Genomic DNA, 25,648 nt, shown 5'->3' on the forward strand with positions numbered 1-25,648 from the left:
GCCCTCATCGGTCCAGTGCTCGGTGATGTCGGTCAACCACAACCGATCGGGCTGCTGGGCGCTGAACTGCCGCCTGACGAGGTCGTCATGGACCGGCGGCCCGGATCGACGATGTAGTCCTCGTTTCTTGGCGAACACCGAGAAGATCCGCTGCTGCGAACACAGCCGGTGGACGCGGTTCTCGCCGGCGACGATGCCGTGGGCGGGTAGTTCGTCGGCGATGAACCGGTACCCGAATTCCGGATCGCCGGCGTGGATATCGAGTGCGGCGTTGATCAGATGGGCATCGTCCCAGTCCCGTCGGGACACGGGATCGGTGTTCCACTTGTAGAACGCTTGCCGGGAGAATCCCAGCACCCGGCAGGTCACCGCGACGGCGATACCGTCGGCGGCAAGGTCACGGACCAGCGGGAACATCATTTTGTGCCCCTATGCTGTTCGTCAAGCAGCTGAGGGTCGCGGATGGGCTTGATAGGTGGTGCCGTCGCGGAGCATTGCGAAGAGTACGTCGCAGCGGCGACGTGCGAGTGCGACGAGGGCTTGGTTGTAGCTTTTGCCCTGGGCTCGTTTGCGGTCGTAGTAGTCGCGTGAGTCGGGGTCTTGCAGGGCTGCGAACGCGGACAGGTAGAGCACGCGTTTGAGTTTCTTGTTGCCGCGTCGTGATCGGTGCTCACCGCGGATCGAGGATCCGGATCGGCGGGTGACCGGTGCGAGGCCGGCGTAGGCGGCGAGGTGGCCGGCGGTGGCGAAGTGTTTGCCGGAGGTTTCGGTGATGATGCGGGCGGTGGTCCTGATCCCGACTCCGGGCATCGAGGTCAGGACCGGGTGAAGAGGGTGCGCTTCGACCAGCGCTTCGACTTTGGCCGCGACGTCTGATCGTTGCCGCTGCAGTGATGAAAGTTGCTCTGCAAGTTTCGGAATGACGGTCTCGGCGGCACTGGTTCCGATGACGACCACGTTCTGTTCGGAGATAGCGGTGGTGATGTCGCCGGCCAGTCTTGCTCCCATGCGTGGGGCCTTCTTGCTCAGCCGTGTCCTGAGGCGGGCGTGTCCGAGCCGGCGGATCTGAGCTGGGGTCGGGTAGTGCTCGACCAGGTCGAGGATGGCAGGGTGGGCGATGTGCCGGCCGATGGCGCGTTCGAGTGCGGGATGGATCTGGGTGAGCAAGCCGTGAAGTCGGTTGCTGGTGGCCGTGATCTGCATGGCGAGGTCGTCGTCGAATCCGCTGAGGATCGACAGTTCGGCGACCTGTGTGTCCGTCGTCTTCAGGTGTCGGATCGCGTGTGGGAGTGTGCGTGCCGCGTCGGCGATGATCGCGGCGTCTTTCTTGTCGGTCTTCGCTTCGCCGGGGTAGAGGTCGGCGATGCGTCGCATCGCCAGTCCTGGGAGGTAGCCGACGGCGATGCCCATGTCTTGGGCGACTGCGACGGCGAGTGCGCCGATGGTGGCGGGTTGATCGACGACGAGGATTGTCGGGCCGTGGTGGGTGAGTGTGCCGATCAGTTCGCGGAGGCGGGTTTCGTCGTTGGGTAGTGTCCGGTCGAACAGAATGGTGCCGGTGCGGGATACGGCGACGGCGTGGTGTTGTCCCTTGCCTACGTCGACGCCGAGGAAGACTTCGATTTGTTCGTGTGTCGGGACTGTCATCGCATCCTCTCGTGGGAAAGAGATGTGGTGCACTGGCTGGGTGTGGCGAGTGAGTCTCGGCATCCACGTTACGACGGCCTGTATGTGCGGGTCCGGCCCCTATCAGCGATCACTCATCGCCTGTCCACCTCGGTGACATCACAAAATTGATCATTGTGCGACAGGTTGACGTAGTCATGCCGAGGTGTCCAGTTCAGTGGTCGGAAGCGGGTTGTTTCCGACTACGAAAAGGGTAACGGGTTGACATCCCTCGATAGGTAGGCCACCGCCCGACGCATCACCTCCGCCTCCTGTTCGAGCAGCCGGATACGTTTGCGGGCCTCGCGGAGCTCGTCGGATTCGTCCCGTGTGAGGCCGGGCCGGGTGCCGTCCTCGATGTCGGCCTTGCGCAGCCAGTTCTTCAGACAGGTCTCGGAGATCCCGAAATCCTTCGCGATCTGCTCCAGCGGGGCTTCGCGTTTGCGGGCCACGGCGACGACGTCGCGGCGGAACTCCTCCGGGTACGGCTTCGGCATGTCGATCATCCTTTCACCGTGAGGGTGGATCCCTCACGGGTCAGGTGTCAACCAGAGCCGGGGCAGTCCCAAGTGGGCCGCGACCGAAGCCCGCCGGCTCGCCGCCCTGCTCGCGACGAAACACCCGGCCGTGGTCATCTCCAGTTCCCTGCGGCGGGCCGTGGCGACGGCCGAGGAAATCGCGGGCGCCTCCGATAAGGCGGTCCTGGTCGACGACCGGCTGAACGATCGGGACTACCGGCCCTGGACCGGGGCCGTGAAGGCAGACGTCATCGATGAGTTCGGCAGCGTCGACGGCCACCCCGGAGTCGAGAGCGCCGATGCCCTGTCCGACCGCGTCCTCACCGCGTTCCGTGCTCTGGTCGCCGAGACCGGCACCTGGCCGAGGGTGCTGGTCTCCCAAGACGCGGTCAACCGGGCCCTGCTGGCCCGCCTGGACCCCATTCTCACCGGCATCGGCAGCGCACCGCCTGCTGGAACGAACTCACTCACCACGACGGCACCTGGCACGTCGACCTCTACGACCAGAAACCGACCTGACCGTTCGCGCCGGTGAGTCGATGCGCCCGGCGGTCCGGCGGTCCGGCGACCCGGCTCGGCATTTTTGGCCTCATCGGAGTGGGACCGACAGCGTCGGTGGCTCGCTCTCCTCATCGGGGGACAGCATTGTGTGCTCCGCCCGGATCTGCCGGTTGCGTGAGGCCGCCTGATGGTGACCGAGGGCGGCGAGGTTCACCACGACCATGTTGTTGTCGATCGGGTCCTTGTCCCGGCCGAGTCCGTCGATCACGGTCCGGTATCCGTCGCCGTCGAGAACCGCCTGATAGCGGTGGTGGAAATGACCGTGCCACAACCGGGTCGGCTGTACACCGTCGACGATTCCGCGCAACACCTGACGGTGGCGTTCGGAGGCGGCGACCGACTCGGCCGGGAACCCGAAGCGGTCCCGCTCCATCCCGGGAACCGCGATCCCTGCCGGGCAATCGTGGCAGAACATCGCATCCACCCCCGAACCACCGTCGGTGATGCTGCGTGCTTGCTCAGCGGTGATCTCCTCCTGCGGCCACCACGTCACCTGCGGGGTCCGCAGGAAACTGTCGATCGAATGCGCACCGCCGACGGCCAGGCACCGGGTGTCCCCCCACCGCCACCGCAGGCCCCGCGGCAGGTGCACGATCCGCTGCCGCAGGTGCCGCAACCCGTCCGCGGTCACCGGCTGGGCCAGCAGCCAGTCGAAGTTCTCGTGGTTGCCCTCGACGAATCCGAGCACCAGATGATGCCGGGTGAGGGCGCGGTCGAGCGCGTTCAGATAGTCGCGCTTGAAGTGGAACCCGAAGTCACCGAGATGAATCACCACATCGGCATTGCGTCTGCGGGCGTGCGCGATGGCCTCCACCGCGTAGTCGGTGTTGGCGTGCCAATCCCCGGCCAGCGCCACCCGATTCGGGGTGCGTAGAAATCGTGGGTTGTGTCGGTGGAGGGTCATGATGGGCACCTACCTTTTGCGCATTCGTCGTGCGAAGGTAGGGACCGTTGGCGGGATCCGCAGTTGGTGGCGAGCCCCTCCGCCACTGCAATACCACTTCGATGCTACTCACCCCGCCGCCGCTCGAACGAGGAAATTCGGGCAGGCACCGGTGCCGGGGCGGGAAGCACTCCAGCCGAGCGGCACGGTCGGAGAGGTCGGCCGAGCGCGGCCCGGGTGGCCAACATGCCACCGATGCTGATCGAGTTGTCGTCGAACGCGTTCGCCTGACCTCGAGCGCAGGTTCAACGTGCCATGGTCCAATCGCCTCGCAGCTGGAGAATCCGCACCAGTGTTCGTTTTGATCCAGCGACCATAGGAGGTGCGGCATCGGCCGGAGCGATTTGGGCCACTTGGGGCTTCGGAGATACTCGCGGTTCATTCGTCGATGCCGCGTAGGTGTGAATTCCTGCGATCGGTACTGCGTGCTCGGCGTCGGTGGTCCGAGTCCTACGAGCGGGGTGGGGTGAGGGTGAGGGCGGCGTGGACGCCGCGGGGACGGCCGGCACGGACCCACAGACGGTGAAGCACGCCGGCGATGAGTACGGCGGCGAGGAGACTGAACACCGGTTCCCCGCGAGCGAGATTGATCAGCAACGTGAAGCCGACCACGACGGCGCCGGCGACATTGAGGAGCAGGCGGCCGGGTCTGCGCTCACGGTGGGAAAACACGGCCATGGCCACCAGGCCGGCGAGGAAGCTCAAGAATACCGACACGGCGTAGAAGAGGACCAGCGTTTGATCTTCGCCGCGAGCGGCGGCGGTGACGGCCGCGGCGATGACGGTGAACAGTGCGACCCCGGTGTACGGGGTGTATCGGAGGTTGGTTTGCCCGAGCAGTGGTGGCAGGATGCCGGTGCTGCGGCCCTCGGGGTCGGTGTGGCGGGCAAGGGCTTTGAGTAGTCCCGGGCCGGCCTGGAAGGAGGAGCTGGCCGCCGAGAGCAGCAGTAACGCCGTCACGAGCTGAAACGCTGCGAATACCGGGGCAGGTGCGGCTATCCGGGCGAGTTCTGCGATCTGGGTGGTGTCGGTTGTGGGGATCCCGATCTGTAGATGGTGCGCCTCGATGGTCAGTCCCATCGTGATGGTTCCGACGATGCCGAGCATCGTCCACAATGTGGTCTTCCCGAACCTGCGGCGGCCGGCGTCATCGAGTTGGCCGAGTTGTGCGATTGCGGACGAGGGTGCCTCCACGCCGGTTGCCAGGGCCATCGCTACGGGGAACGCCAATGCCATTGCGAGGAGGGGCTGGTTGCTCGGGGTGGCTGCGATTGTGCCCACCGGCTGCGGCGGCGCACCCCACCCGTACAGCAACACGGTGATCGTCACGGCGATGAAGGCGATGGTCATCACCGCGAATACCAGCCGGCCCAGGTGTCCGAACCAGGTCATTGCTGCGACGACCAGGATCAATGCCAGGGCCAGGAGCAGCCGCTCGGCTCTGAGCGACGGGAAGTATGCAATCATCGCGGATGCCCCGGCCGACACACTGATGGCAATCGTCAGGACGAAATCGACGACGAGGGCTGCGATAGGGACGAACGCCCAGCCTTCGCCGAAGGCCTCGCCGATGGCCGCCGCCGCGCCGCCGCCCTGCGGGTAGCGGGCAATCAGCTGCTGGTAGTTCACGCTCACCACCGCGATGATGGCAACGACTGCTCCCATGGTCGGGATCAGCAGAGCGAGATCACCGCCCAGGGCTCGCAGTGCAGCCTCGATGGCGTACGCCACGGAGGAGACGGGGTCCGCCATGACCGCGAACGCGAACGCGAGGAGCAGCAACGGGCGGGCGCTGAGCATGTGGGTGATCCGACCACGCGGGGCGGGAGTGAGTTCCGGATCTGTGTCACCGGACACGGGACTCCTTCGGCGGTCGACGACGGCACCGCCGACCATTTCCCGGCGGCCTCAATTCAGGGTAGGACGGGAGCATCGACGACGCTCATGGCAACCACCACCGGAGGGGTGGCCTGGATTCGTGGCTGGAGGGAATCCGCCGCCAGGCCACTGATGATCGCGTTGTGCACATGACTGTTGCCGCCTCCCATTCGGATGAAGTCTGCACAAACGACTGCTCCTCTGGAGTCCGTGTAGGGAACTGTTGAAACTGACAGCAGGTGACTGTCACCGGCAGCAGCACGTCGCTGCGTCCCCGGGAGGCAGTGATGCTGTCGAACGACGCCTGCGGAAGGCTGCCGGGTAGGTGTCTGCCCGCGAGCGTCGATTGGGCTGTGTCGTAGTGCCCAGGGTCGGGCACCACCCAAGTATGGGATCGAACGCAGGCCGCCCCACCAGCTCGTCGGCCGCAGCTCGCGGGGGCCGGTTGGTGCAACTGGCCGGTGACCGCGACGCCGCCCGGTTCTCGTGCGAGGTATCCCGGTTATCCGCGGAACCGCACCTCACCGACGGCCTGCGACCTACTCGTCGTCGGTGTCGAGTTCGACGCAGTCCCACGTCACGGTCCTGTCCGGCGGCACGTCGCTGCGTTCGGTGAAGGTGGGCGGTCCCGACGGGTTCACCGAGTAGCCCCCGTGCGAGGTCGGGGTGCGGTGTGCGTCTCGAGTAATGCAGGCGTGGCGAACAATACGACCACGCGTCGTCCGCGCAACGTGGTGGAACAAGTGCAGGTATCTCTCGTACATTAGGCAGCCGGAGATCGCGGTGGGTCCCTCCGATTCCTTCCAGGCCGAGAGCAGCGCGGAGACGCGTTCATTGCAGTGGGCCACCCAGTCGTGCTCACCGGGAAGGTTCGTGGCGACGCGTTCGACCTGGACAGGTACGTCCCAGCTCACCACTTCTGCTGGCAGCATCTCCGGCCGACACCATGCGGTAGTGGCTTCGATTCGGTCTCCGACATGCGGACGCTCGTATCCGGGTTCGAGTTCGACCAGCATCCAGATCCGCATCACCTCATCATCACGCGCTGCGACCCATTCCGTGGTGCCTGCGTCCACACGACCGGGCTCCGGTGGATGGCCTGATCGCGGTGGTGGCAGAGCAGGGTGTCAACCCACGTCCCGAAGACCGGTCGAGGGCCGGACGTTGCGGAGCCGGCGATTCCCGTGTGCCCTGCCGGTGAACTTCTCTATTCGGGCGGAAAAGGGAGGCATCCCGTGAATCCGTGGGCGGACAGTTGATCACGAAGGGGAGTCGTTGGTGCCGGTGTGTTTACCGCGATCAACAGTGTGCGTCGGACTGCGCCCCCGTGTCGGAGGGGCGGAGCGGACAGTGTGGGGCTGTCGAAGTGCGCGTGACTTTTGGTCTTCAGGCTTGTCAGGTGCGCAGCCGGAGGCCCTGCTGCGCAACGGCTTCACCGGATCGGCCTGGCCGGTGTTCTCGCCCGCGGCAAGGAGTGAGTGCTACTGCCGTGCAGGGGCTCGTCGAGCCGGTACGGTGCAATGACCGTCCGTTTCGGCGACGGATCCGGGTCAGGACGCCTCGAGTATCGCTTTGAGCCGGGCAAGATCCTTGCTGTTGGCCCGGCGCATCGCCATCGCCACTATCGGTGCTGCTAGGCGCGAAAACCCTGATGGTTCAACGTGGTTGCGTAGCGTCATCCGGGTGTTTCCGTCGGCACTGTCCGTCCAGGCATAGGTTGTCTCCATGGGAAACGGACCCTCGGCCGTCCGCATGACGAAGCGCTCGTCCGGGACCAGCTCGGTGACCTCGTAGGTGTATGTCAGGGTTCGGCCGAGGAATTGAGCGATGAACTCAATACGTGATCCCGGCATCGCCGGCTTCGGCGATTTCCACTGTACTGCTTTGATGTTCACGTACCACTGGGTTGAGTTGCCTGGGTCGGATACGTAGGCGGCGACGTAATGTCTCAATCACAATTTCGGTCAGGACGTCGACTGCTGTCACGACGGGGATGGTACCCGTGCCGCTCTCGCCTGGGATCATTCTGCGTGTGCTCCCGCCCGGATCTAATTTCGGCGCTCACGGCAAAGGGGAACGCTGACCCGGTGCATTTCCGACGGTTCTGTAGCAGTGTCGGCGGTGTTCTCGCCACCGGATCGGGATAGAACGCCGTGGCCGAGGAAGCAACGGGCTTCGACTGACGCGCGGCCAGATCAGCGCGGCGCTTCACCAGGCGGGCCGCCGCGACATCGAGGCCAAGGCCGTCCGGGTCCAAGAGGCCACGGGCCGGCACACCGCGACTGTGACGGCTCCCGGCGACACCGGCACCCACGGGGCTCACATCATCGGCATCGGCATCCACATCGGCATCGACCAGCCCATGCTTTGCATCCAACTCATGAACATGTGCATCATGTCCATCATTTGCTGCGACATCGTTCTCACCACCGTTGTTGACGTCTCACTCGATACCAGCGGAACTCGGTTCGCGCTGGTGGTACTCCCCACGGTAGGCCTGTTCGAGCGATGACGACCCTGCGCTGCGCAAGTGGCGGGGGACGATGTCTACACACGGCACCGATGCGCGCGCTGGCTTTGCCGCTGAAACAATGTCACCTTTGCGCCCGGCGGGGAGCAGCTCATAAACCGCATCGACGGCCATGCCCCCAGACACCCCAGCCAAGGCGTTCACGAGAACAGCCAACGGCCCCCGCGGTCGCTGTTCGAGGCGTCCAGATGGACAGGGGCATCAGGTGCACCCCGGCTCCGCTGGGTCTAATCGGCGACCCGGCGACACAACCGATTGGTTGCCGCGACCGTCCACCAGCCGGAGCGAGATCATCCGCGTCGCTCTGCACGGCTTCCTCGCCGGGGCGGGCCGAATCCGCCGCTCGGTGCGCCGGGGACGCCCGTGGTTGGGTCCGCTCTAGGGACGGGCTCCGGCCGATGCCGGACACGCGCTGGGACGCCGGTCTCGCTCCGATAAGGTTCGACTGGTGGTGACGCCTGTCAACGCCAGGCGCTACATTCAGCATTTCTTCAGCGGCCAGCGCGAATCATGGCGATCATGTCAACAGGGTCTGATGGCAACCTCCCCCGGAGAGACGGTCGCGGCCCGGGCGGCGCTCTGCCAGCTTGTTCCCAGCCGACAGCCAGGGTGCTGCCGGACAGTGAAAGTAGGTTGACCACTATGACGAAAAAGATCGTCCAGTTCGGCCTCCCGGTTCTGATTGCCGCCGGCCTGCTTGCAGGATGCGGCTCCAACGGCAGCGGCACCGGGTCGTCGGCGAGTCCGACGACGTCGGTGGTTGCGTCCTCCACCATGCCCCCAGGCGGCAGTGCCGCGAACGTTGCTCAGGTTGATCCGAACACGGCAAGCGAGAGTCAGATTCAGGCGGCGTTCGAGGCAGCCGGGGTCAGCAACGCGGGTAAGTGGGCGAAGGAGGTCACGGAATACGGCCCCTACAATCCCGACACGATGTCCGACACCCTGACCAAGGAATTGGGCAAATACGGCATCGATCAACAGACGTTGGACGCCATTTTGAGTGTTCTGGCCCCACAGTAGGAGATGAGCGGGCATGGACGATGAGGTGGTTGCCCCGGACCGCGGCGGCGTGCGTCCAGCGCGGATCGTCGCGCGGTTTCAGGCGGCACTGCTCGCGCTGTCGGTGCTCTCATGCGCGTTCGTCGCGGTTGAGCTGGCGTCGTTGCGGCACTGGAAGAGCACCGAGCAGATCGTGCCGTGGATTGTGCTGGGTGTGCTCGTCTGCTCGGCGTTGATCGTCGTGTTCAACCGCTCACGGATCGCCATCGTGCAGGCCCGGATCGTTGCTCTGTGCGCCGCTCCGGCGGCTCTGTTCGGGGTGTATGAGCACGTGAGCGCCAACCTCGACACCGGGGTCCTCAACCACAAGTACGCATGGGCGGAGCTGCCTGGCTGGGAACATCTGTGGCTGGCATCGACCGGCGCTGTCGGTGGTACCCCGGCAACCGCGCCGCTGGTGCTTGCGCTGGCGGGGGTTCTGCTGGGTTTGGCGACTGTCGGGATGGCACCGGACACAGCCCGGGACGACTTCGCCCAGAACACAGGGGTCGATGTAGCCCGGGTGCGGACGTGAGTAGACCGGGGCGACTGCGCTGACGTCGGCACTGGAAAAGCAGGTGATGGCGGTGTCCCGGTCGATTGAAGAGCGCACGGTGCGGGAGTCCTACTGCACTGATGCTTTCGATGAACTGTCGATCACCACGGCGCACCTGGCTCCATTGCGACTTCGAGAATGATTGCCTTGTGTGGTCGCTCATCGCAGCACCGGCAATCTTCGATGGCCGCCGACACGCTGACCTTCGCACGCGAGCGTCATCCTTGGGCGCTGGTCGGGAAGTTTGCAGGCGCAGCACCTTCGTTCGGTCCGGGTTCGGTAGGGGGCGGTGACCGCGCTGGTCGTACCGTTGGGGTCCACTGATTACGGAATGTTGTTGGAGGAGGCGGCGGTGCGGGTGTTGTTGGTCGAGGACGAAACGCGCCTGGCCGAGACGGTGCGGCGCGGCCTGACTGCCGACGGGTGCACTGTGCAGGTCGAGCACGATGGTGTGGCCGGGTTGGCGGCTGCGGTCGGGGGCGGCTTCGATGTGGTGGTTCTCGACATCATGTTGCCCGGCAAACACGGGTACGACGTGGTGCGGGAGATGCGTCGGCAGCAGGTGTGGACGCCGGTGTTGATGCTCTCGGCCAAGGACGGCGAGTACGACCTCGCCGATGCGTTCGACCTCGGTGCCGACGACTATCTGGTCAAACCGTTCTCGTTCGTGGTGCTGGTGGCCCGGTTGCGGGCGCTGGTGCGACGTGGGGCTCCGCCGCGGCCCCCGGTTCTCAGTGCTGCGGGGCTGGAGTTGGACCCGGCCATGCGGCGGGTCACCCGCGGGGACGCCCGCCTCCAGCTCACGCCCCGCGAGTACAGCGTGCTCGAGTTCCTGATGCGCCACGCCGGATCGGTCGTCACCAAACAGGACATTCTGCAATCTGTTTGGGATGTCAACTACGAGGGCGACGACAACATCGTCGAGGTCTACATCGGCTACCTTCGGCGCAAGATTGATGCCCCGTTCGGCACGACGAGCATCGACACGGTCCGGGGTGTGGGTTATTCGATGCCGTCGGAGACGTAGCGGTCGTCGCTGACCGGGAGGGTGACCACGAACTGCGCACCCCCGCCCTCCCGGTCGAGGATGTCGATCGACCCGTGATGTGCGGCAACGATCTCCGCGGCAATGGCGAGACCGAGTCCGGAACCACCGAATTCGCGGGTTCGGGGAGTGTCGAGGCGGACGAACCGTTCGAAGATCCGGGTGCGGTCCGCCGCCGCGATGCCAGGCCCGTCGTCGGCCACCTCGATGACGGCGTTCTCCTCACTCTTTCGGCAGGCGAGGGTGATTCGGGTGTGCGCGTGGCGGGCGGCGTTGTCGACGAGATTACGGACCAGCCGAGCCAGCTGCTGTGGGTCGCCGACCACCCGGACGGGGTGAACGGTGGCGGTGACCGTGATGCCGGGAAGGTCTCGGAGGCGGGCGCGTTCGGCGAGGATCAGGTCGTCGATATCGACGTCGACGCGCAGGTGGGTCAGTGCGTCTTCGTCGGCGCGCGCGAGCAGGAGAAGATCTTCGATCAAGGCATGCATTCTCCGGGCTTCGGGAAGCAACGATTCGTCGACCAAAGCGGTGTCGATCAGGTCGGGGCGCGAATGTGCGAGTTCGAGTGCGGCGGTGATGGTGGCCAGCGGGCTGCGCAGTTCGTGGGAGGCGTCGCTGACGAAGCGCCGCTGGGCCAGGTGCCCGGCCTCGAGCCGGGCGAGCATGCTGTTCATGGTGACCGCGAGATCGGCGATTTCGTCGCGGGCCGCCGGCACGGGAACCCGCTCGTCGAGTTGATCGGTCGATATCGCCGCCACCCGGGCGCGGATCCTCTCCACCGGGCGCAGGGCCGCGCCGATGAGCCGGTAGGTGGCGGCGGCGACGAAGCCGATGACGACCGGCGCACCGATCGCGAGCAGCGCCGCGACAGTGGCCAGGACACCTTCAACCGGTTCGCGGTCGGCTCCGGTGATCACGGTGACCGGCCCCTTGAGGGACATGGCGCCGTGGCGGCCACCCAGTAGTCGCGGTCGTGCCCGAAGTGGAGGTTTCCGAGGTAGGCGGACTCGCCGGGCGGCAATGGGGAGGCGAGGACCGGTGACGACGAAATCCCGGCCGAGGTGGCGAGCACGTTTCCCTGGTTGTCGAGGATTTGGACGGCCCCGATCTGGCCGTCGGTCGCGAGTAGCGATTCGTCGAGTTCCTGCGGCGGCTGGGTGCGGAGTTGCTCGGTGATCTGGTGGGACCGTGAGTCGGCGGCGGCGCGGGCGGAGTGTTCGAGATTGCGGTACAGCACGAACAGCAGTGCCCCGCCGGCGAGGAGCAGGCACACCGTGACGGCGAGGACCGCGGCCGCGGCGGAGCGCACCCGCACATTCCAGTTTCCGGGGTGCAGGCTGCGGCGGTCCATGGTGTTCAGTCTGACCGACACCGCATCCGCCGCTCCGGTGTCGGGGCGGTGCCCAACCTCATGCGGCAGCCTCGACGAGGATGGTCCGCAGCACGGGGAGAAATCCGGCGACGGTGTCGTGGTCGAACAGGTCGGCCGAATACACCAGTTCACAGTCGATGCCGGCCGGGTCACCATCGGCATTGTGGTGGTCGGTGAAATGGAAGTGCAGATCGCATTTGGCGATATCCAGTGGTTGCGGTGCGATCTCGAACTCCAGTCCGTCGCTGTCGAGGGTGGCTGCGGTGAAGTTGTTCAGCGACAACGCGACCTGGAAGAACGGGTGCAGCGACGGCGACCGGGGCGGGTCGAGCACGTCGACGAGGTGCTCGAACTGGACGTCGGCGTGCGCGAACGCATTCAGCTCGGTGTCGCGGGACTGGTCGAGAAGCTCAGCAACGGTCGTGTCCGGGTCGACCGTCGAGCGGAGAACGAGGGTGTTGACGAACATGCCGACGACGTCGTCGAGGTCGGGATGGGTCCGGCCGGCTGTCGGTGTGCCGATCGCGATCGTGCGTTGGGAGGACAGGCGTGCGAGGAGCAGTGCCAGCGCCGAGTGAAGCACGGTGAACAGGGTCGCTCGCCGGGCATGCGCGATGCTCAGCAGTGCCGCGTGGGTTTCTTTGTCGACCGCGAAGCTCAGCCGGCCGGCCGCATACGTCCACCGTTGTGGACGTGGTCGGTCCGCCGGCAGCGTCAGTTCCCCGGGCAACCCTGCCAGTTCGGTTCTCCAGAAGTCGATCTGACGAGCGGCGAGGCTGCCGGGATCGGCGTCGTCGCCGAGGAGGTCGTGCCGCCAGAGACTGTAGTGCGGGTATTGCACTGCTAGCGGTGTCCAGTTCGGTGCTGTGCCGGCGGCGCGGGCCGCGTACGCGGTCAGCAGGTCGCGGGCCAGGACTGCCAGCGACCACCCGTCGGCGGAGATGTGGTGGATCACGCACGCGAGCAGGTGCTCCTCGGGCCCGGTGGCGAACAGGGTGGCCCGCAGCGGCGGTTCGCTGCGAACGTCGAAACTACGGTGCAGCAGGGGCCGGGTGTGTTGCGCAAGTTCGGATGCGGTGACGTGTATCGGGGTGAGGTCGGGGACGGCGCCGGTGGCGTCGAGGACCCGCTGGGCGGGGCCGTCGGCCGAATCGGGATACACCGTGCGGAGAGGATGGTGCCGGTCGAGGACGTCGGCGGTGGCATCGCGCAGCGCCTCGAGGTCGAGGTTGCCGCGGATCGTGATGGTGAACGGGAGGTTGTACAGGGCTGGGCGGGTGGCGGTGCGGTCGAGGAATTGCTGCGCTGGGGCCAGTGGGACCCTTTGGGGCAGCGGTTGTGTTGCGAACGCGCGCAGCGAGGAGAGTTCACCGGACTTCGGGTGTTCCTCGGCGAGAAGCTGGGCGAGGGCGGCGACGGTGGGGAACTCGAACAGATCGCGCACCCCCAACTGGGTGCCGAAATCGGCGTTGAGTGCCGCGATCACCCGGGTGGCGGAGAGTGAGTCCCCACCGAGGTCGAAGAAGGACGATTCCGCGTCCACGACGTCGGTGCACAGTACCCGGGTAAGCACGCCGGCCACCGCGTGTTCGTCGGGTGTGCGCGGCGGTCGCGCCGAAGCGGCGGCGGGGCCGAAGTCTGGGGTCGGCAGGGCGGCCCGGTCGAGCTTCTTCGTCGGCGTCAGCGGGACGTCGTCCAGGACGGTGATCACCGCGGGCACCATGTAGTCCGGCAGCAGCTGGGCTACCGCTGTCCGCAGCATCGCCGGGGTCACCTCCGACGACGTCCGCAACAGCACATACGACACCAGCAGCGCATCCCCCGCCCTGTTATGGACCACGGTCGTCGCGAACTCCACATCGGGGTGGCCACGCAGGGCGGTGTCGATCTCGCCGAGTTCGATCCGGAACCCGCGGACTTTGACCTGGTCGTCGCTGCGGCCGACGTACTCGAGTGTCGCCTCGGGTGTCCATCGGACCAGGTCGCCCGTGCGGAACAGGCGCGAGCCGGGTTTGCCGAACGGATTGGCGACGAACCGGCCGGCGGTCATCGCGCCTCGGTGCGCGTAGCCGCGGGCCAACCCTGGGGTGGCGAGATACAGTTCGCCGACCGCGCCGGAGGGAAGCGGCCGCAGGCTCCGGTCCAATACCACCGCGTCGACGCCGCGCATCAGTGCACCGATCGTCACCGGCTGATCCGGGGTCATCGGGGAGCTGAGTGTGACACTGCAGGTGGTTTGGGTCGGGCCGTAGGCATTGCGCATCGTCCGGTGGTGCGCCCAGCGCGTCACCAGTTCCGGTGGGCACGCCTCACCGCCGACCAGGACGAGTTCCACGTCGTCGAGGCCGTCAGGGTTCACCGTCGCCAGCGCCGACGGAGTCGACAGCACATGGGTGACGTGTTCGTCGCGCAGGAGATCGGCCAGTTCCTGGCCGCCAACCACATCCGGCGGGGTCACCACCAAGGGGGCACCGGCCAGGGCCGCGGCGAGGACTTCGACCAGAGCCGTGTCGAAGCTCGGAGACGCGAAATGCAGGACCCGCGAGGTGGAGGAGAGCGCGTAGTTGTCGCGGATCTCCTGCGCGAGATTGGCCAGGCCGTCGTGGGTGACGACGACACCCTTGGGTGCGCCGGTCGACCCGGACGTGTAGATCACATACGCGGCATTTTCCCGACGCACCGGGCGCACCGGGCGCGGTGGCGGCACGTCGAGGGTATCGAGGTCGACGGTGAGCCATCGCAGCGTGGCCGGCAGCTGGACCCGAGTGTCGGAGGAGGTCAGGCCGACAACAGGTGTGCAGTCGTCGAGAATGTACTGGATGCGTGCACGCGGATACGTCGGGTCGACGGGGACATAGGCTCCGCCAGCGGCGGCGACCGCCCACACGGCGACCACCGATTCGTACGAACGGGGTACGGCAACCGCCACGAGATCTTCCGGACCGATGCCGGCGCCCAGCAGCCTGCCGGCCAACGCGGTCGAATGACGGTCGAGATCCCGGTAGGAGAAGGATCGTCCGCGGTCGCGGACCGCGATTCGCTCACCGGATGCACCGGTAGCGGCGGCGAGTAACTGTGTGAGGGTTGCCGGTTCGACATCGGCCGGGCCGCGCGCCGGTGTCAGGACCTCGCGTTCCCCGGGCAGAAACAACTCCAGGTCGGCGACGGCGCAGTCCTCACCGATGACGGTCACGAATGTCTGCAGGAAATGGGTAAACCGGCGGTGGTGGCTGCTCAGTTCCCTCTCGCCGTAGAGGGCGGGGTTGGCTTCGAAGTCGATCCGCGGCATCAGATCCGTGGAGCCCGGGTAGATGTTCACCGCCAGATCCGCGGTCGGACCGGTCGTGAGAACGTGCACGCGACCGGTGACCGCACCGAGGCTGATGTCCGGTTCGAACAGCATCAAATTCAGCACGGGGCCGAACGAGGCGAGCTCACCAGTGGCCGTGCCGCGCTCACGACCGATGTCTTCACGCCGATACCGCTGATGGCGCAACGCCGCGATCAGTGCCGCCCGGGCGATTCCGATCGCTTCCTCGACGGTCGTGGCCCCGATCCCCGGCAGTGCCAAGGGCACCACATTCGAGACCGAGCCCGCCGCCGCCCGCAACGATCCGGTGGTGCGGGCCGTCACCGGAAGAGACACCATGACGTCGTCGACGTCAGTCATCCGTGCCAAATAGACGGCGAACGCCGCCACGAGGACAGCGGTGCGATCGAGGACGGACCGGCCCCCCGGCATCGGCATGGAAGACACCGCCATGGGGTCGCCGGTGACCCGGACAGCCGGCCGAGGCGCAGCGCTCCGCCCGGCAAGACTGACCACCGGTGGCAGATCAGGGGCGAGCCCGGCCCAGTACTCACGATCGGCATCGAACCGCCCCGACGATCGATAGTCCCGATCCGCTCGGCTCAACTGCTCGGGCCCCACCACCCGGTGCGGACCCGGCTCCCCGCCGCCGAGAGCCGCGACGTACCACTGCGCGGTCCGTTGCATCAGCAGCATCGCCGCGTATCCATCCAATGCGAGGTGGTGGGCACGCGCATACCAGAACACACGATCGTCACCGACCCGCAGAACACGCGAGAAGACCAGCGAGTCGTCATCCATCGCGAGTGGGACCGTGCAGTCACGTCGCATCCACTCCCGCGCGAACTCGGCCGGGTCGCGTTCGGCGCGGAAGTCCAAAACCAGGACTTGACCTGCCGATCGAATCCTCTCACGTTGATGCGGGTGTCCGTCGACGTCGACCAGCACGACCTCCGCGCCCAGTTCGTCCATCGCCCGCGTGTGCGCCTCGCACAGCTTCTCCACCTCAATGGGCCCGCTCAGATCCACGTACTGGGCGATGACGTAGGGCACCTCGGGGGTCAGCTGCTGCGCAAGCCAGATCGCCTGCTGCGCCGCGGTCAGTGGCACCACCCGGCCGAACGACTCCGAGGGCGTCATCGGTCACCTCGATCACCCGCGTCGCGCACACCCGACCGCGTCCGGCGGGTGCTCATTTGACCGCCCGGAACACCACGAGTTCCTCGGTGCACTGCTGTGGCCCAATCAAACCGCGATCAACGAGAAGATCACGTCGTGCCTGCAGCACCGGACCGAACGGGACGCGGACACGGCGTGCTTCCTCAACGCATAATCCGCGTTCCCCCAACATTACTCGTGTCTTCTCCGTGCCACTCAGCGTCGATTGCACGAGAATCAACCGTCCCCCCTCGTCAAGGAGGTCCGGGGCATCGCCGCAGATCCGGTCCAACAACGCCCGCCCCTCGTGCCCGGCGTCCCAGCACCGCGCACGCCCCCTCGCCGGCAGCCCATCGTGCTCGGCAGGAACGTAAGGTGGGTTCGCCACGATCAAGTCGAACCGCCGGTGCCGTACTCGTGACACCAGATCACCGCGAACAACCCGCACACGGTGCCCGCGCACCGCCGCATTGAGCCAGGTACTGACCAACGCCCGACGCGACACGTCGACCGCGGTCACACTGCGCGCACCGGCCCGAGTCGCCCACACGCTGACCACCCCAGCACCCGCACACAAATCCAGAATCCGCGTACCCGCATGCACCTGCTCGTCGCCGAGCGAATCCACAAGCAGCCGCGAATCATGTTGAGGGCGATACACACCCGGAAAACGAATGATCACCAACGCCCCCCTTCTTCCCCGCCTTGCAATGCCGTGCACGGCGCGCGGGACGAAACCGCTGTCGCTGTTCGCTTGTTGATGGTCACTTTGCCAGATCGTCACACACGCAAGCTGAAAGAACGCTGAAAGCCGACGTGGCCGCCCAATAGCCCCCCAACGTGGCGGGGAGCGCGTTCCCGTGCCCCCGCAGGCGCAACCTTCCGATCACCCCGACAAGGCGGCATAAAAGACTGTTGCCGGACCTGCCGGTACTCACGTGACCGTTGTCGGAGCAGTCGATGACACGAGAATCGCGGGGAATAGGTTGGGGCAGATCGTGTTTACGGTAATCCGACAAGGATTGAGTATCACCAGCACTTCCGCGCCCGTGACAGTTGCGGGGCGCCGGGTGATCTTCCTCGTCACCGGCGAACAGTTGACCCCAGAGATCACCGGCTACGGGAGGCCCGGGCGGCGGCGGATCCTCGGTGGAGGTCTGTCGTGCTTGCCGACCGCGTCGACCCCGGACTGCGCACTTGACTTCTTCCCTTCGAAGACACGGTGCATCGGTGCCAGCTCGAGTGCTCAAACCAGTTTCCGGTGGGGTCCTCACGCGGGAGGGATGAGCCGCGGATGGGTACGCGCCGTGGCGGTTGCCGACGGTTGCCGGACTGTGCAGCCGGGTGCCGATGGACATCGCTGCGGCCGGCACTCGTCCCGTCGACTGAGACGGGGTACACGCTGGTGGTGGTGACGGTGCCGGGGGCCTGCCCTGTGGCGCACCGCGGCAACGCAGTGCAACCCGACGGGCGAACCGATCCGACCGTCGTGTCGGACGAGGTGCCGGCGGTGCGCTCGCCTCGGTGGGCGGCCTCACCGACCGATACGGCGCCGAGTCGCAGTGTGCGGCCCCGTGTCGTGACCGGTTCTGGTGCATTGAGCGGGCCCCTTGCCGTCGGGACCTCGGGAAACATACACTGAATCACATCAACGAACAGTGATTCAGAAAGGGGATGGTGATGACCGCATCATCGACGGGCGCGCGGATCGCGCGCGCACTGACCTCGGCCGGGATGAGTCAGCGCACTCTGGCCGAGCGGACCGGCATCTCCCAGCCCACCCTTTCGCGGCTGATCGCGGATGCGCGGTCGGCGAAGATGAACGAGCTGCTGGCCATCGCCACGGCCACCGGCTGCACCGTGGCCGAGCTGACCGGTGCTTCCACGGTGGCCGGCCGCGTCCAGTGCGCGGCCCGCGCCACGGGCGGTGCGAACATGGAGCAGATGCGTGAGCAGCTGCTGCATTTCCTCGAGCTCGATGCCTACCTCGACGACCAGGGCATCGCCGCCGTCTCATGACCGCAGAAGACGACGCCCGCAGGGAGGCGGACCGATTCCGCCGTGAGCATCACTTGGGAACCCAGCCCCTCGGCGACCTGGTCGCGCTGATCGAGCAGACCACCGGAATCGACGTGGCCGTGCTCGATGTCGGGCCGGACGAGCACGGCTTGACCATGCGTGACCCCGCGCGGGGGGCGGTGTTCATTGCTGTCGCCCGCACCGAACATCCGATGCGCCAGCGCAGCACCCTGGCGCACGAGCTGGCGCACGTGTTGTTCGAGGACTGGGCCGACGAGCAGCTCACGGACTGCGTGCCCCGTCGGTACGAGGAGATCCGAGCCGACGCCTTCGCCCGGCACCTGCTCGCGCCGGTCACGGGTGTCAGGGAGGTCATCGGAGACGCCCCCGCCACCCCGCTCGTCCTGTCGAAACTCGTCCAATGGTTCCAGGTCTCGCCCGCGGTGGCCGCCATCGCGATGCACCAGGCCGGCTGCGTCGACGCGGGCACCAAAGAGCAGTGGATGACGATCAGCACGCCGAAGCTGGCTGCACGGTTCGGGTGGACGGATCAGTACAAGGCGCTGCAGGAACAGTCCAACAGACGGCGCGCACCGCAGAAGCTCCTCGCCCGCGCTATCGACGGGTATGTGGAGAACGTCGTCTCTGCGCAGGCCCTGGCGACCCTGCGGGGTATGGCCGCCGACGCGGTCGTCCGGGAGCTCACCGATCAGGGAATCGAACAGCGCACGCCTACTGTGGTCTGGGAGGACTTGGGCGATCTCGCCGACGTCGAGTTCTACGACGCGGACGGCGATGGTGACGAAGGCTCGGCTGGATGAGCCCGAGACCGATCATCGATGCCGGTCCCGCCCTGAATTTCCTTGCCATCAACCGAGAACGCCTCCTGACCGGCGTTGTCGGACGGATCAGCACCCCGGAAACCGTCGAGAGCGAGGTGCTGGAGAAGGCGAAGCGTGATTCACGATTTCGCACGGTGGCCGGCGTATGGGTGAAGATGCGACTCGACTGGATCGAACTGCTCTCCGACGACGAAACTCCGGAGTTGGCGGCGGTGGTGGGGCGACTGAGCCAGCTACCGATGGCCGAGCGCAAGATGATGGCGAAGGATCTCGGCGCGACGATGGTTGTCGCCCACGCCGTTGTCAAAGCTGAGGCGGGCGACAAGGTCATCGTCATCATCGACGACCGGGGCGGCGCCACTCTGGCGATGTCGGAGAAGCGTCGTCTGGACCGCATCCGGGCCCTGGGGAAGCCGGTCGGATCGATCGCCTTGGTGAACACGGTGTCGATCCTGCGCAAAGCCGCTGGCGGTGTACATGTGCCGGACCGGAAGACGATGCGCGAGGTCTACACCAAGCTGCGCGCCTGCGACGACGGGCTGGTGCCGATCGATCAGACATCCTTGCTGTCACCTGATCTATGGCCGTGACGGCGGCACATCGCCGCGCTTCCGGTGTCGGACTCTGCGCTGCTTCGCACAGGCTATGTGAGAACTCCTGTGTTGGATCGTATTACGATGCAGGATCGAGCGCACCGCGGCGGCCCGGTTCACTGCGGATGATCTGGTGGCGGTGTGGTTTCTATTGGCGGGAGAGTGCACCGTTGGCGCGCGGCGTCCTGGTCACCGAGGCAGGACGCTGAACGGCTTTCGTCGCGGTGGGGGTGGGACCAGGACTCGGTTCGAGTGCTGGACGTGCTCGCCCCGGCCTGGGTCCTGGGCACCGAGCGGGCGCATCTGAATCCGGTCTGGGATGCCCCTCCGCGCCGACGACGGCGCGTTGCATCACCGGTTGCTGTCGATCCTCGGGGAGGCCGGGCCACCGGAGGAAATCTCGGCCCTGCGGGTGTTCGGTGTGATCGTGTGGATGGACGGCAAGAGTCGCGCCCTCGAGGAGCGCTCTGAACTGGGAAGATGACAGGTCCCGGACTTCGGTTCGGACGGTGCCGCCGGAAAGGGTGCGTTCGGCCGTCGGTGGGTGTGTGGTCGGCTTACCGTGAATCCACGGGGTTCGCGACCGTCGTGGACACCGTGTGGAGGAGGGGCGATGACTGCGAAGTTCGAGCTGTTCAAGGACGCGGCCGGCAAGTTCCGGTTCCATCTGAAGGCGGCTAATGGGGAGATCATCGCGGCGAGCCAGGGGTACACCTCGAAGGCAGCAGCTCAGACCGGGATCGCGTCGATCAAGGACAACGCCGCATCCGCTCCCACCGAGGATTTGACCTGACGTCCCCGTGGCGCCGATGAGCTGAGACCGCCGCCCGCGGGGTCGGGAAAAGGGCTGCGGATTTCGCTGGGCATCATCGCGGGCCTGCTGCTGGGGTTCTTCTGCTATCTGCCGGCGGTGATCTTGTGGCACCACTACTTCGATGTTCCTCAGCCGCGGGTGTATCCGCACGGCTCGTTCACCTCGTTCGGGCCTGATCCGCCGCCGGCCTCGTATTGGGTGAGCTGGGCGGGACCAGCGGTGGTGGTGGTGGCGTGCGGTGTGATGACGGTTCCGTGGCGGCCCGCCCGACGGTTCGCTCTGCCTTTGGTGTGCGCGTACCTGCCGATGGCGGCGTCGGTGGCGTGGTTCATGATTGGGATGGAACTGTTGGCCGAGCGCACCGAGTTGCGGGTGCCGCGGGTCTGACCGTGCCCTTTTCCGGCATACTGTCGCGATGCTCGGTGACGAGGCTCGCCTTGAATGCGGCACGATTTCTTGCCATGATGGTGGTGCCCAGGGCACTAGTCCTGGTGAAGTGGACCCGGCAGCCTTCCGGACGGTAGGCGAGCCGGGTTTCGCGTTTCTACCGGACGTCCACGGTCTTGGTCACCAGTGGCCGCACCCGGGCGGGCCATTCTCCGCCCTTGGCCAGACACCAGGCAACTGCGTCGGGGATCCACAACATCGGTTCCTGCTTCGCCCGCAGGTGGTGATACGTCAGGTGCTCGCGGATGCCGTGTTTGCCGACGGCTTCGTACAACACCCGGCGGTCCGCCTTCATCGTCGAATCGTCTTGCTCGAGGACCAGACGGGACGCCTGCAGTTCGGCCAGGTCCGCGACCAGCATCTCCAGACAGCGTGGTCGCCCCTGTTTCGGGGCGAGGGTCGCGGCGTTGTAGACATGCACGCGTACATCCAGTTTCACCAGCGCGGAACAGATTTCCCGCCGACGGGAATCGCGTTCGGATTTGAAATGCAGACGCTCCTGGCCTTTCAGGCGCAGTTCGGTGAGCATCTTCCGGGCATGCGTCAGAGACCGCGGATCGGCGATGGCGGCGACCACCATGATGCCGCGGACGGTGTTCTCATCGACGAAAGCATGCACGAGCACCCACCTTAGAACCGTGCCCTCCGACAACCTGTCCCTGGTGACCGAAGAAGCGCAGGACCGGCATCGCTATCGACCGGCATCAACGCCGTGCCGGCCGCGGCGGTCACCGCTGCAGCGAGCTGGATGGGGGTCGGCGGACGAGGAACCTCTCGACGCCGGGGTACTTCTCTCCGAGCGAGGTGCTGGTAAACCCGGTGTTCTCGTAGAAGCGCACGGCGTCGGCGTCGGTTTCCGCGGTGAGTGGGATGTCAGGGTGGCGTGCGTGCACCCAGTGGATGAGGGCGGTGCCGATGCCGTGTTGTCGGCAGGCGGGGTCGGTGGCGAGGTGCAGCAGCGTCGTCCGATCGGGTGCGGCGCTGTATCCGATCACACCGACCGGCCGCCGGGAGGATCGGGCGACCGCGAGGGCCGCGGATCCGGTCCGATAGGGCAGGAGAGCCACGTCGAGGCGGTCCCGATCTTCCGTTCCCACCGCATGCGTCAGGAGCGCGACAACTCCGTCGGCGTCGAGTTCGGTCACGTCGATGGCGATACGGATTGCGCTCACGTGGCCCACGGTAAGGCCGGTGCGCTGGACGCGCCGTCTGCGGCACCCATCGAGACGAATCCCCCGGGAGTTCCCTGACCTGATTGTCATCCTTCCTGGCGCCGGTCAAGGGCGTCCCAGGCGGTGCGCTGCTCGCACAGTTCACCGATCATGGCGACCGCGGTGTCGGTGTGCGGGTCGACCCACACCGGCCCTTCCTGACGTAGGCGGGGGTGGAGGATGTGCCGTCCTCGCGAGGGCCAGTGGATGAACTCGTACCCGGTCAACTCGCCTTGCGCGGTCTCGGCGACCCAGACCGCGGTCTGCGGGTAGGGGGCATTCATCGCTACGCCGTGGCAGAGGTTGAACCCACCGACCCCCGGCCCGCGCCAGCCGAGGGTGACGGCGTACTGGTCGCTGATCGCGAGTTCCCACACCAGACGATCGACCCGCACGTCGCGTCCGTAGCGCAGGCACCGCAGATCCCGGACAACGGCTCCGATCGCGAGTAGCCACGCAGCGGGCGGCTCGAAGCCCGGGGTCTCGTAGAAGTCCGGACTGTCGTCGGTCATGACGAAGCGCCACACCAGACTGTCCTGGTTCCACTCCGGTATCGGCATGGGAAACATCCTCGCCCGTCGGCCACTGCCCACGATGTGCCTTTCCCCTGCCCATCCCCTGGCCTCGGCACGAGGTGGGCAGGGGACGCTTTGGGGTGTAAAGGCTTGATTCCGGAGGCAGGTGCAGCTGGATGTGTGTTGTGTTGTGCTTAGCTGCCGAAGAGTGTGCCCAGTTCACTGAGATCGGGAACGATAGCGGCGGCGGGTGGTGCGGGCTCGACGCTGGGCACGGTGACGACGGTGGAGGTTTGTTGGACGGTGAATTCGGTGCCCGGCCATTGCTCCAGGTAGTCCTCGATGCCGGGGTAGTCGGAGATCCACATGGCGGGGTCGGTGTCGGCGCGCGAGCATGAGGCCAGTGCGACGTAGGAGCCGTCGGGAATATCGAGTACCGACTGGGTCGTCGTCCCCGGCTGTACCTCGCCGGTCTCGTAGAGAGTTTGACCGGCGCTGAGGACGTCCCGGACGGGTGGCAGCACCCCGTCGGGGGCTGGTGAGAGGGCGGTTCCGCACGTCAGGGGGGTGCCGCTGGTGTTGGTGATCGTATTGGTCACGGTCGAGCCGCTGACGGTGAAGGAGAAGGTGACGTCGGTGGCCTCTGCCGCTGACGCCTGCGCGGGCGTTGCGACGGCCAGCGGGATGGCCGTTGCGGCAAGGAGTGTGGTGCGGACAATCATGTGCATGGTCGATCCTGTTCGTCGGGTGATGAAGGTAGTTCTCTACGAATAGTGCAGTAAAACCGACCGATCGGCACTGTTTTCGCGGCCTGCAGCTCGTGCACCCCTCGGACTCCTCAATGTCATTCACTCAGCGTTGTTGGCGTGGTTCATGATTCGGGATGGAGTTGTTCTTCACCCCCCGATTGAACCCTGCTAGTCGGGTTGTTCGAGGGCGTCGGTGATGCGGTCGTGGACCGGAGGTTTCGAGGTTCTGGCCGGCGGTGCGGGCGGCGGCGTGGGCCCGGGTGTATTCGTCGTCGCTGAGCCGGATGGGGATGCGGTGGGCGGGGCCGGGGGTGGGCCTGTGGGGCCAGTTCGCGTCTGAGGTGCTCACGCATCTCGCTGATGGGCAGGGATGCAAGGTCGGTGAGGATTTGAGCGCCGGTGGAGGCGGGGTCGTCGAGCAGGGCCAGGAGGAGATGGTCGGTGTCGATCTCCTCATGCCCGAGCAGGGCCGTCTGGCGCAGGCTGGCTTCGAGGACCTTCTTCGTCTTCGGGGTGAATGGGATGTGCCCCGCGGCCGGGGCTGATCCCGCCGGTGCGCTGGCATCCGCGAGCTTGCTCTCGAGTGCCGGCGCGGTGACGCCCCATGAGGTCAGCGCTGCCGCTCCGGGGCCGCCGGCGTCGAAGATCCCGACCAGTAGGTGTTCGGTGCCGACGGAGTTCTGGTGGTGGGTGCGGGCGGCGCCGGCGGCGAGGACGACCACCTGGCGGGCTTGATCGGAGAATCTTTCGAACACCATGACGCGCCCCCTCCCTGGGTGTCGCCGCGAGCGACGCGATCCGCTGCTGAATCTCTGCTGCCCATTCTGGGCGGTGTGCAGGTGGTTATGGGTGGGATCGACGCGACCTCGGCTGCCTTGGGCGTGATGGTGCTGTGAACTGGTGTGATGACATGTCCTTGGTTTGTGATGTTGGGGCGCCGGCGACGTGTCGGGGGAGGGCCGGCGGCGTGGTGCGGGCAGGGTACCGGTTTTGCCCGATTTTCAACCCGTCTTGAATAATGTTGGTATGTAATTACTTTCGTATCACATTGCTGTGTGGATAATTTCAGTGTTTGTGCGGTACTGGAGATTGGTGAACTTAGAATAATGTTGTCGCTTATTGTAGTTCGGGGTTTACGTCTTTTCGGGGTGCGAGTTTCGGAACGTCGTGAAGTCGGTACCGGACACGCAGGAGCATCTTTTCGATGTCGAGATGCCCGTCTGATTCCGCTTGTTCGATCATGTCGACGAAGTTCGCTTCCCAGTCGTCCGGAGCATCCGGCGTCGTCGATAGCTTTGCCTCGAGGTGGTGCAGGTCAACCCACAGATCGCCTCGTCGCCACCGGGCAAAGGTCGAGAGCCGTCCCACACGGCGAATTCGGCAACTCGCCCCTCGATCGATGATGGCGTCGAGACCGGCGGGATCGCCGGTCCAGGCGATCTACGTAGTGGGGCCGGATGGTGTGCGTTGATGAAGAGCCGCATTTTGGATCTCCCGGTCGGTGTCGCGCCGTTTTCCGTCGGTGTTCGGCGACTGCTGGGTCGGAAGGCTTAGGCCGAGAAGGTCTCTGGCCGACCCTGTTCGGAGCGCAGCGTTGGTGGATGCTGCCCGCACGCCTGGTGTTGTGGTATGCCTTTCCGGACGGAAGGGTGGGGTCAGAATCCTGCGCCGGCGGTCATGCCTCCGTCGATGATGTACTCGCCTCCGGTGCAGTAGCTTGATTCGTCGCTGGCGAGGAAGAGCACGAGGTTGGTGACTTCGCCGGGTTGGCCGTAGCGGGGGATGGGCATGGTCGCGACCAGGGGGTTGTCGGCGGTGTCGTCTGAGGGGGTGTTGCTGATCATGGGTGTGGATACCGCGCCGGGATGGACGGAGTTGACC

Annotated in this window: 24 protein-coding genes and 3 pseudogenes; 11 read left to right on the forward strand and 16 right to left on the reverse strand. The window is 66.1% G+C overall.

Annotated elements, in window-relative coordinates; translation table 11 throughout:
- The 3 genes and pseudogenes from AC1D1G_RS23460 to AC1D1G_RS23470 all read right to left on the reverse strand — a co-directional run.
- Positions 1 to 423: pseudogene (locus AC1D1G_RS23460) on the reverse strand (IS3 family transposase); the annotation flags it as partial.
- An 18-nt stretch (positions 424 to 441) separates the two neighbouring features.
- On the reverse strand, positions 442 to 1,647 hold the full coding sequence (locus AC1D1G_RS23465; RefSeq protein WP_477953874.1) for an IS110 family RNA-guided transposase: 1,206 nt from the start codon (positions 1,645 to 1,647) through the stop codon (positions 442 to 444).
- A 236-nt stretch (positions 1,648 to 1,883) separates the two neighbouring features.
- Positions 1,884 to 2,162, reverse strand: a pseudogene (locus AC1D1G_RS23470) (transposase); the annotation flags it as partial.
- Between the two features lie 130 nt (positions 2,163 to 2,292).
- On the opposite strand from AC1D1G_RS23470, the gene AC1D1G_RS23475 reads away from it, so the two are divergent.
- Positions 2,293 to 2,718, forward strand: a complete 426-nt coding sequence (locus AC1D1G_RS23475) for a histidine phosphatase family protein (RefSeq protein WP_477953875.1) — start codon at positions 2,293 to 2,295, stop codon at positions 2,716 to 2,718.
- Between the two features lie 54 nt (positions 2,719 to 2,772).
- Here AC1D1G_RS23475 and AC1D1G_RS23480 read toward each other — a convergent pair whose 3' ends face one another.
- From AC1D1G_RS23480 to AC1D1G_RS23495, 4 genes are all read right to left on the reverse strand, one after another.
- Complete coding sequence (locus AC1D1G_RS23480) at positions 2,773 to 3,648, reverse strand: metallophosphoesterase family protein (RefSeq protein WP_477953876.1); 876 nt, start codon at positions 3,646 to 3,648, stop codon at positions 2,773 to 2,775.
- A 489-nt stretch (positions 3,649 to 4,137) separates the two neighbouring features.
- The gene (locus tag AC1D1G_RS23485) at positions 4,138 to 5,544 is read right to left on the reverse strand and encodes an amino acid permease (protein WP_477953877.1); all 1,407 of its coding nucleotides are present in this window, start codon (positions 5,542 to 5,544) and stop codon (positions 4,138 to 4,140) included.
- 560 nt (positions 5,545 to 6,104) lie between these two features.
- On the reverse strand, positions 6,105 to 6,641 hold the full coding sequence (locus AC1D1G_RS23490; RefSeq protein ID WP_477953878.1) for a hypothetical protein: 537 nt from the start codon (positions 6,639 to 6,641) through the stop codon (positions 6,105 to 6,107).
- A 474-nt stretch (positions 6,642 to 7,115) separates the two neighbouring features.
- Entirely contained in the window at positions 7,116 to 7,460 is a 345-nt protein-coding gene (locus AC1D1G_RS23495; RefSeq protein WP_477953879.1) for an SRPBCC family protein, read from the reverse strand.
- Between the two features lie 389 nt (positions 7,461 to 7,849).
- Here AC1D1G_RS23495 and AC1D1G_RS23500 point away from each other — a divergent pair, with 389 nt between their 5' ends.
- The 4 genes from AC1D1G_RS23500 (at position 7,850) to AC1D1G_RS23515 (ending at position 10,716) form a co-directional block, all read left to right on the forward strand.
- The gene (locus AC1D1G_RS23500; protein WP_265147652.1) at positions 7,850 to 8,077 is read left to right on the forward strand and encodes a hypothetical protein; all 228 of its coding nucleotides are present in this window, start codon (positions 7,850 to 7,852) and stop codon (positions 8,075 to 8,077) included.
- A gap of 660 nt (positions 8,078 to 8,737) precedes the next feature.
- The gene (locus AC1D1G_RS23505; protein ID WP_477953881.1) at positions 8,738 to 9,115 is read left to right on the forward strand and encodes a hypothetical protein; all 378 of its coding nucleotides are present in this window, start codon (positions 8,738 to 8,740) and stop codon (positions 9,113 to 9,115) included.
- 13 nt (positions 9,116 to 9,128) lie between these two features.
- Positions 9,129 to 9,668 (forward strand): hypothetical protein, encoded by a 540-nt coding sequence (locus AC1D1G_RS23510; protein WP_477953882.1) that lies wholly within the window; start codon positions 9,129 to 9,131, stop codon positions 9,666 to 9,668.
- Positions 9,669 to 10,041: 373 nt separating this feature from the next.
- Positions 10,042 to 10,716: a response regulator transcription factor gene (locus AC1D1G_RS23515; RefSeq protein WP_477953896.1), complete on the forward strand. Its 675-nt coding sequence runs from the start codon at positions 10,042 to 10,044 to the stop codon at positions 10,714 to 10,716.
- Here the strand turns inward: AC1D1G_RS23515 and AC1D1G_RS23520 are convergent.
- The 3 genes and pseudogenes from AC1D1G_RS23520 to AC1D1G_RS23530 all read right to left on the reverse strand — a co-directional run bounded on the left by AC1D1G_RS23520 (position 10,692) and on the right by AC1D1G_RS23530 (position 17,259).
- Positions 10,692 to 12,109, reverse strand: a pseudogene (locus tag AC1D1G_RS23520) (sensor histidine kinase). The gene AC1D1G_RS23515 and the pseudogene AC1D1G_RS23520 sit on opposite strands and share 25 nt — an antisense overlap.
- A gap of 37 nt (positions 12,110 to 12,146) precedes the next feature.
- A complete protein-coding gene (locus AC1D1G_RS23525; RefSeq protein ID WP_477953884.1) occupies positions 12,147 to 16,559 on the reverse strand; it encodes an amino acid adenylation domain-containing protein in 4,413 nt (1,470 codons plus the stop codon).
- Between the two features lie 52 nt (positions 16,560 to 16,611).
- Positions 16,612 to 17,259 carry a HemK2/MTQ2 family protein methyltransferase gene (locus AC1D1G_RS23530; RefSeq protein ID WP_477953897.1) on the reverse strand — a complete coding sequence of 216 codons (648 nt, stop codon included), beginning with the start codon at positions 17,257 to 17,259 and terminating at the stop codon, positions 16,612 to 16,614.
- Between the two features lie 998 nt (positions 17,260 to 18,257).
- Between AC1D1G_RS23530 and AC1D1G_RS23535 the strand changes: the two genes are divergently transcribed.
- The 6 genes from AC1D1G_RS23535 (at position 18,258) to AC1D1G_RS23560 (ending at position 21,232) form a co-directional block, all read left to right on the forward strand.
- On the forward strand, positions 18,258 to 18,596 hold the full coding sequence (locus AC1D1G_RS23535; RefSeq protein ID WP_477953885.1) for a helix-turn-helix domain-containing protein: 339 nt from the start codon (positions 18,258 to 18,260) through the stop codon (positions 18,594 to 18,596).
- Positions 18,593 to 19,417 carry an ImmA/IrrE family metallo-endopeptidase gene (locus AC1D1G_RS23540; RefSeq protein WP_477953886.1) on the forward strand — a complete coding sequence of 275 codons (825 nt, stop codon included), beginning with the start codon at positions 18,593 to 18,595 and terminating at the stop codon, positions 19,415 to 19,417. Before AC1D1G_RS23535 ends, AC1D1G_RS23540 begins: the two co-directional genes overlap by 4 nt.
- Positions 19,414 to 20,028: a PIN domain-containing protein gene (locus AC1D1G_RS23545; protein WP_477953887.1), complete on the forward strand. Its 615-nt coding sequence runs from the start codon at positions 19,414 to 19,416 to the stop codon at positions 20,026 to 20,028. Before AC1D1G_RS23540 ends, AC1D1G_RS23545 begins: the two co-directional genes overlap by 4 nt.
- A gap of 322 nt (positions 20,029 to 20,350) precedes the next feature.
- Entirely contained in the window at positions 20,351 to 20,515 is a 165-nt protein-coding gene (locus AC1D1G_RS23550; RefSeq protein ID WP_477953888.1) for a DUF6308 family protein, read from the forward strand.
- A 129-nt stretch (positions 20,516 to 20,644) separates the two neighbouring features.
- Positions 20,645 to 20,824 (forward strand): YegP family protein, encoded by a 180-nt coding sequence (locus AC1D1G_RS23555; protein ID WP_005245176.1) that lies wholly within the window; start codon positions 20,645 to 20,647, stop codon positions 20,822 to 20,824.
- Between the two features lie 117 nt (positions 20,825 to 20,941).
- On the forward strand, positions 20,942 to 21,232 hold the full coding sequence (locus AC1D1G_RS23560) for a hypothetical protein (protein ID WP_477953889.1): 291 nt from the start codon (positions 20,942 to 20,944) through the stop codon (positions 21,230 to 21,232).
- 157 nt (positions 21,233 to 21,389) lie between these two features.
- Here AC1D1G_RS23560 and AC1D1G_RS23565 read toward each other — a convergent pair whose 3' ends face one another.
- The 6 genes from AC1D1G_RS23565 to AC1D1G_RS23590 all read right to left on the reverse strand — a co-directional run.
- Positions 21,390 to 21,911, reverse strand: coding sequence for a hypothetical protein (locus tag AC1D1G_RS23565; RefSeq protein WP_037180304.1), 522 nt, complete (start codon positions 21,909 to 21,911; stop codon positions 21,390 to 21,392).
- A 109-nt stretch (positions 21,912 to 22,020) separates the two neighbouring features.
- On the reverse strand, positions 22,021 to 22,464 hold the full coding sequence (locus AC1D1G_RS23570) for a GNAT family N-acetyltransferase (RefSeq protein WP_477953891.1): 444 nt from the start codon (positions 22,462 to 22,464) through the stop codon (positions 22,021 to 22,023).
- A gap of 86 nt (positions 22,465 to 22,550) precedes the next feature.
- Positions 22,551 to 23,063 (reverse strand): hypothetical protein, encoded by a 513-nt coding sequence (locus AC1D1G_RS23575; RefSeq protein ID WP_477953892.1) that lies wholly within the window; start codon positions 23,061 to 23,063, stop codon positions 22,551 to 22,553.
- 149 nt (positions 23,064 to 23,212) lie between these two features.
- On the reverse strand, positions 23,213 to 23,746 hold the full coding sequence (locus tag AC1D1G_RS23580; protein ID WP_477953893.1) for a hypothetical protein: 534 nt from the start codon (positions 23,744 to 23,746) through the stop codon (positions 23,213 to 23,215).
- Between the two features lie 143 nt (positions 23,747 to 23,889).
- Positions 23,890 to 24,525 (reverse strand): Clp protease N-terminal domain-containing protein, encoded by a 636-nt coding sequence (locus AC1D1G_RS23585; protein WP_477953894.1) that lies wholly within the window; start codon positions 24,523 to 24,525, stop codon positions 23,890 to 23,892.
- Positions 24,526 to 25,422: 897 nt separating this feature from the next.
- The coding region (locus AC1D1G_RS23590; protein ID WP_477953895.1) for an SDR family oxidoreductase at positions 25,423 to 25,648 on the reverse strand (226 nt) is incomplete at its 5' end.

This window comes from Rhodococcus sp. P3_B8 (genome assembly GCF_056402775.1).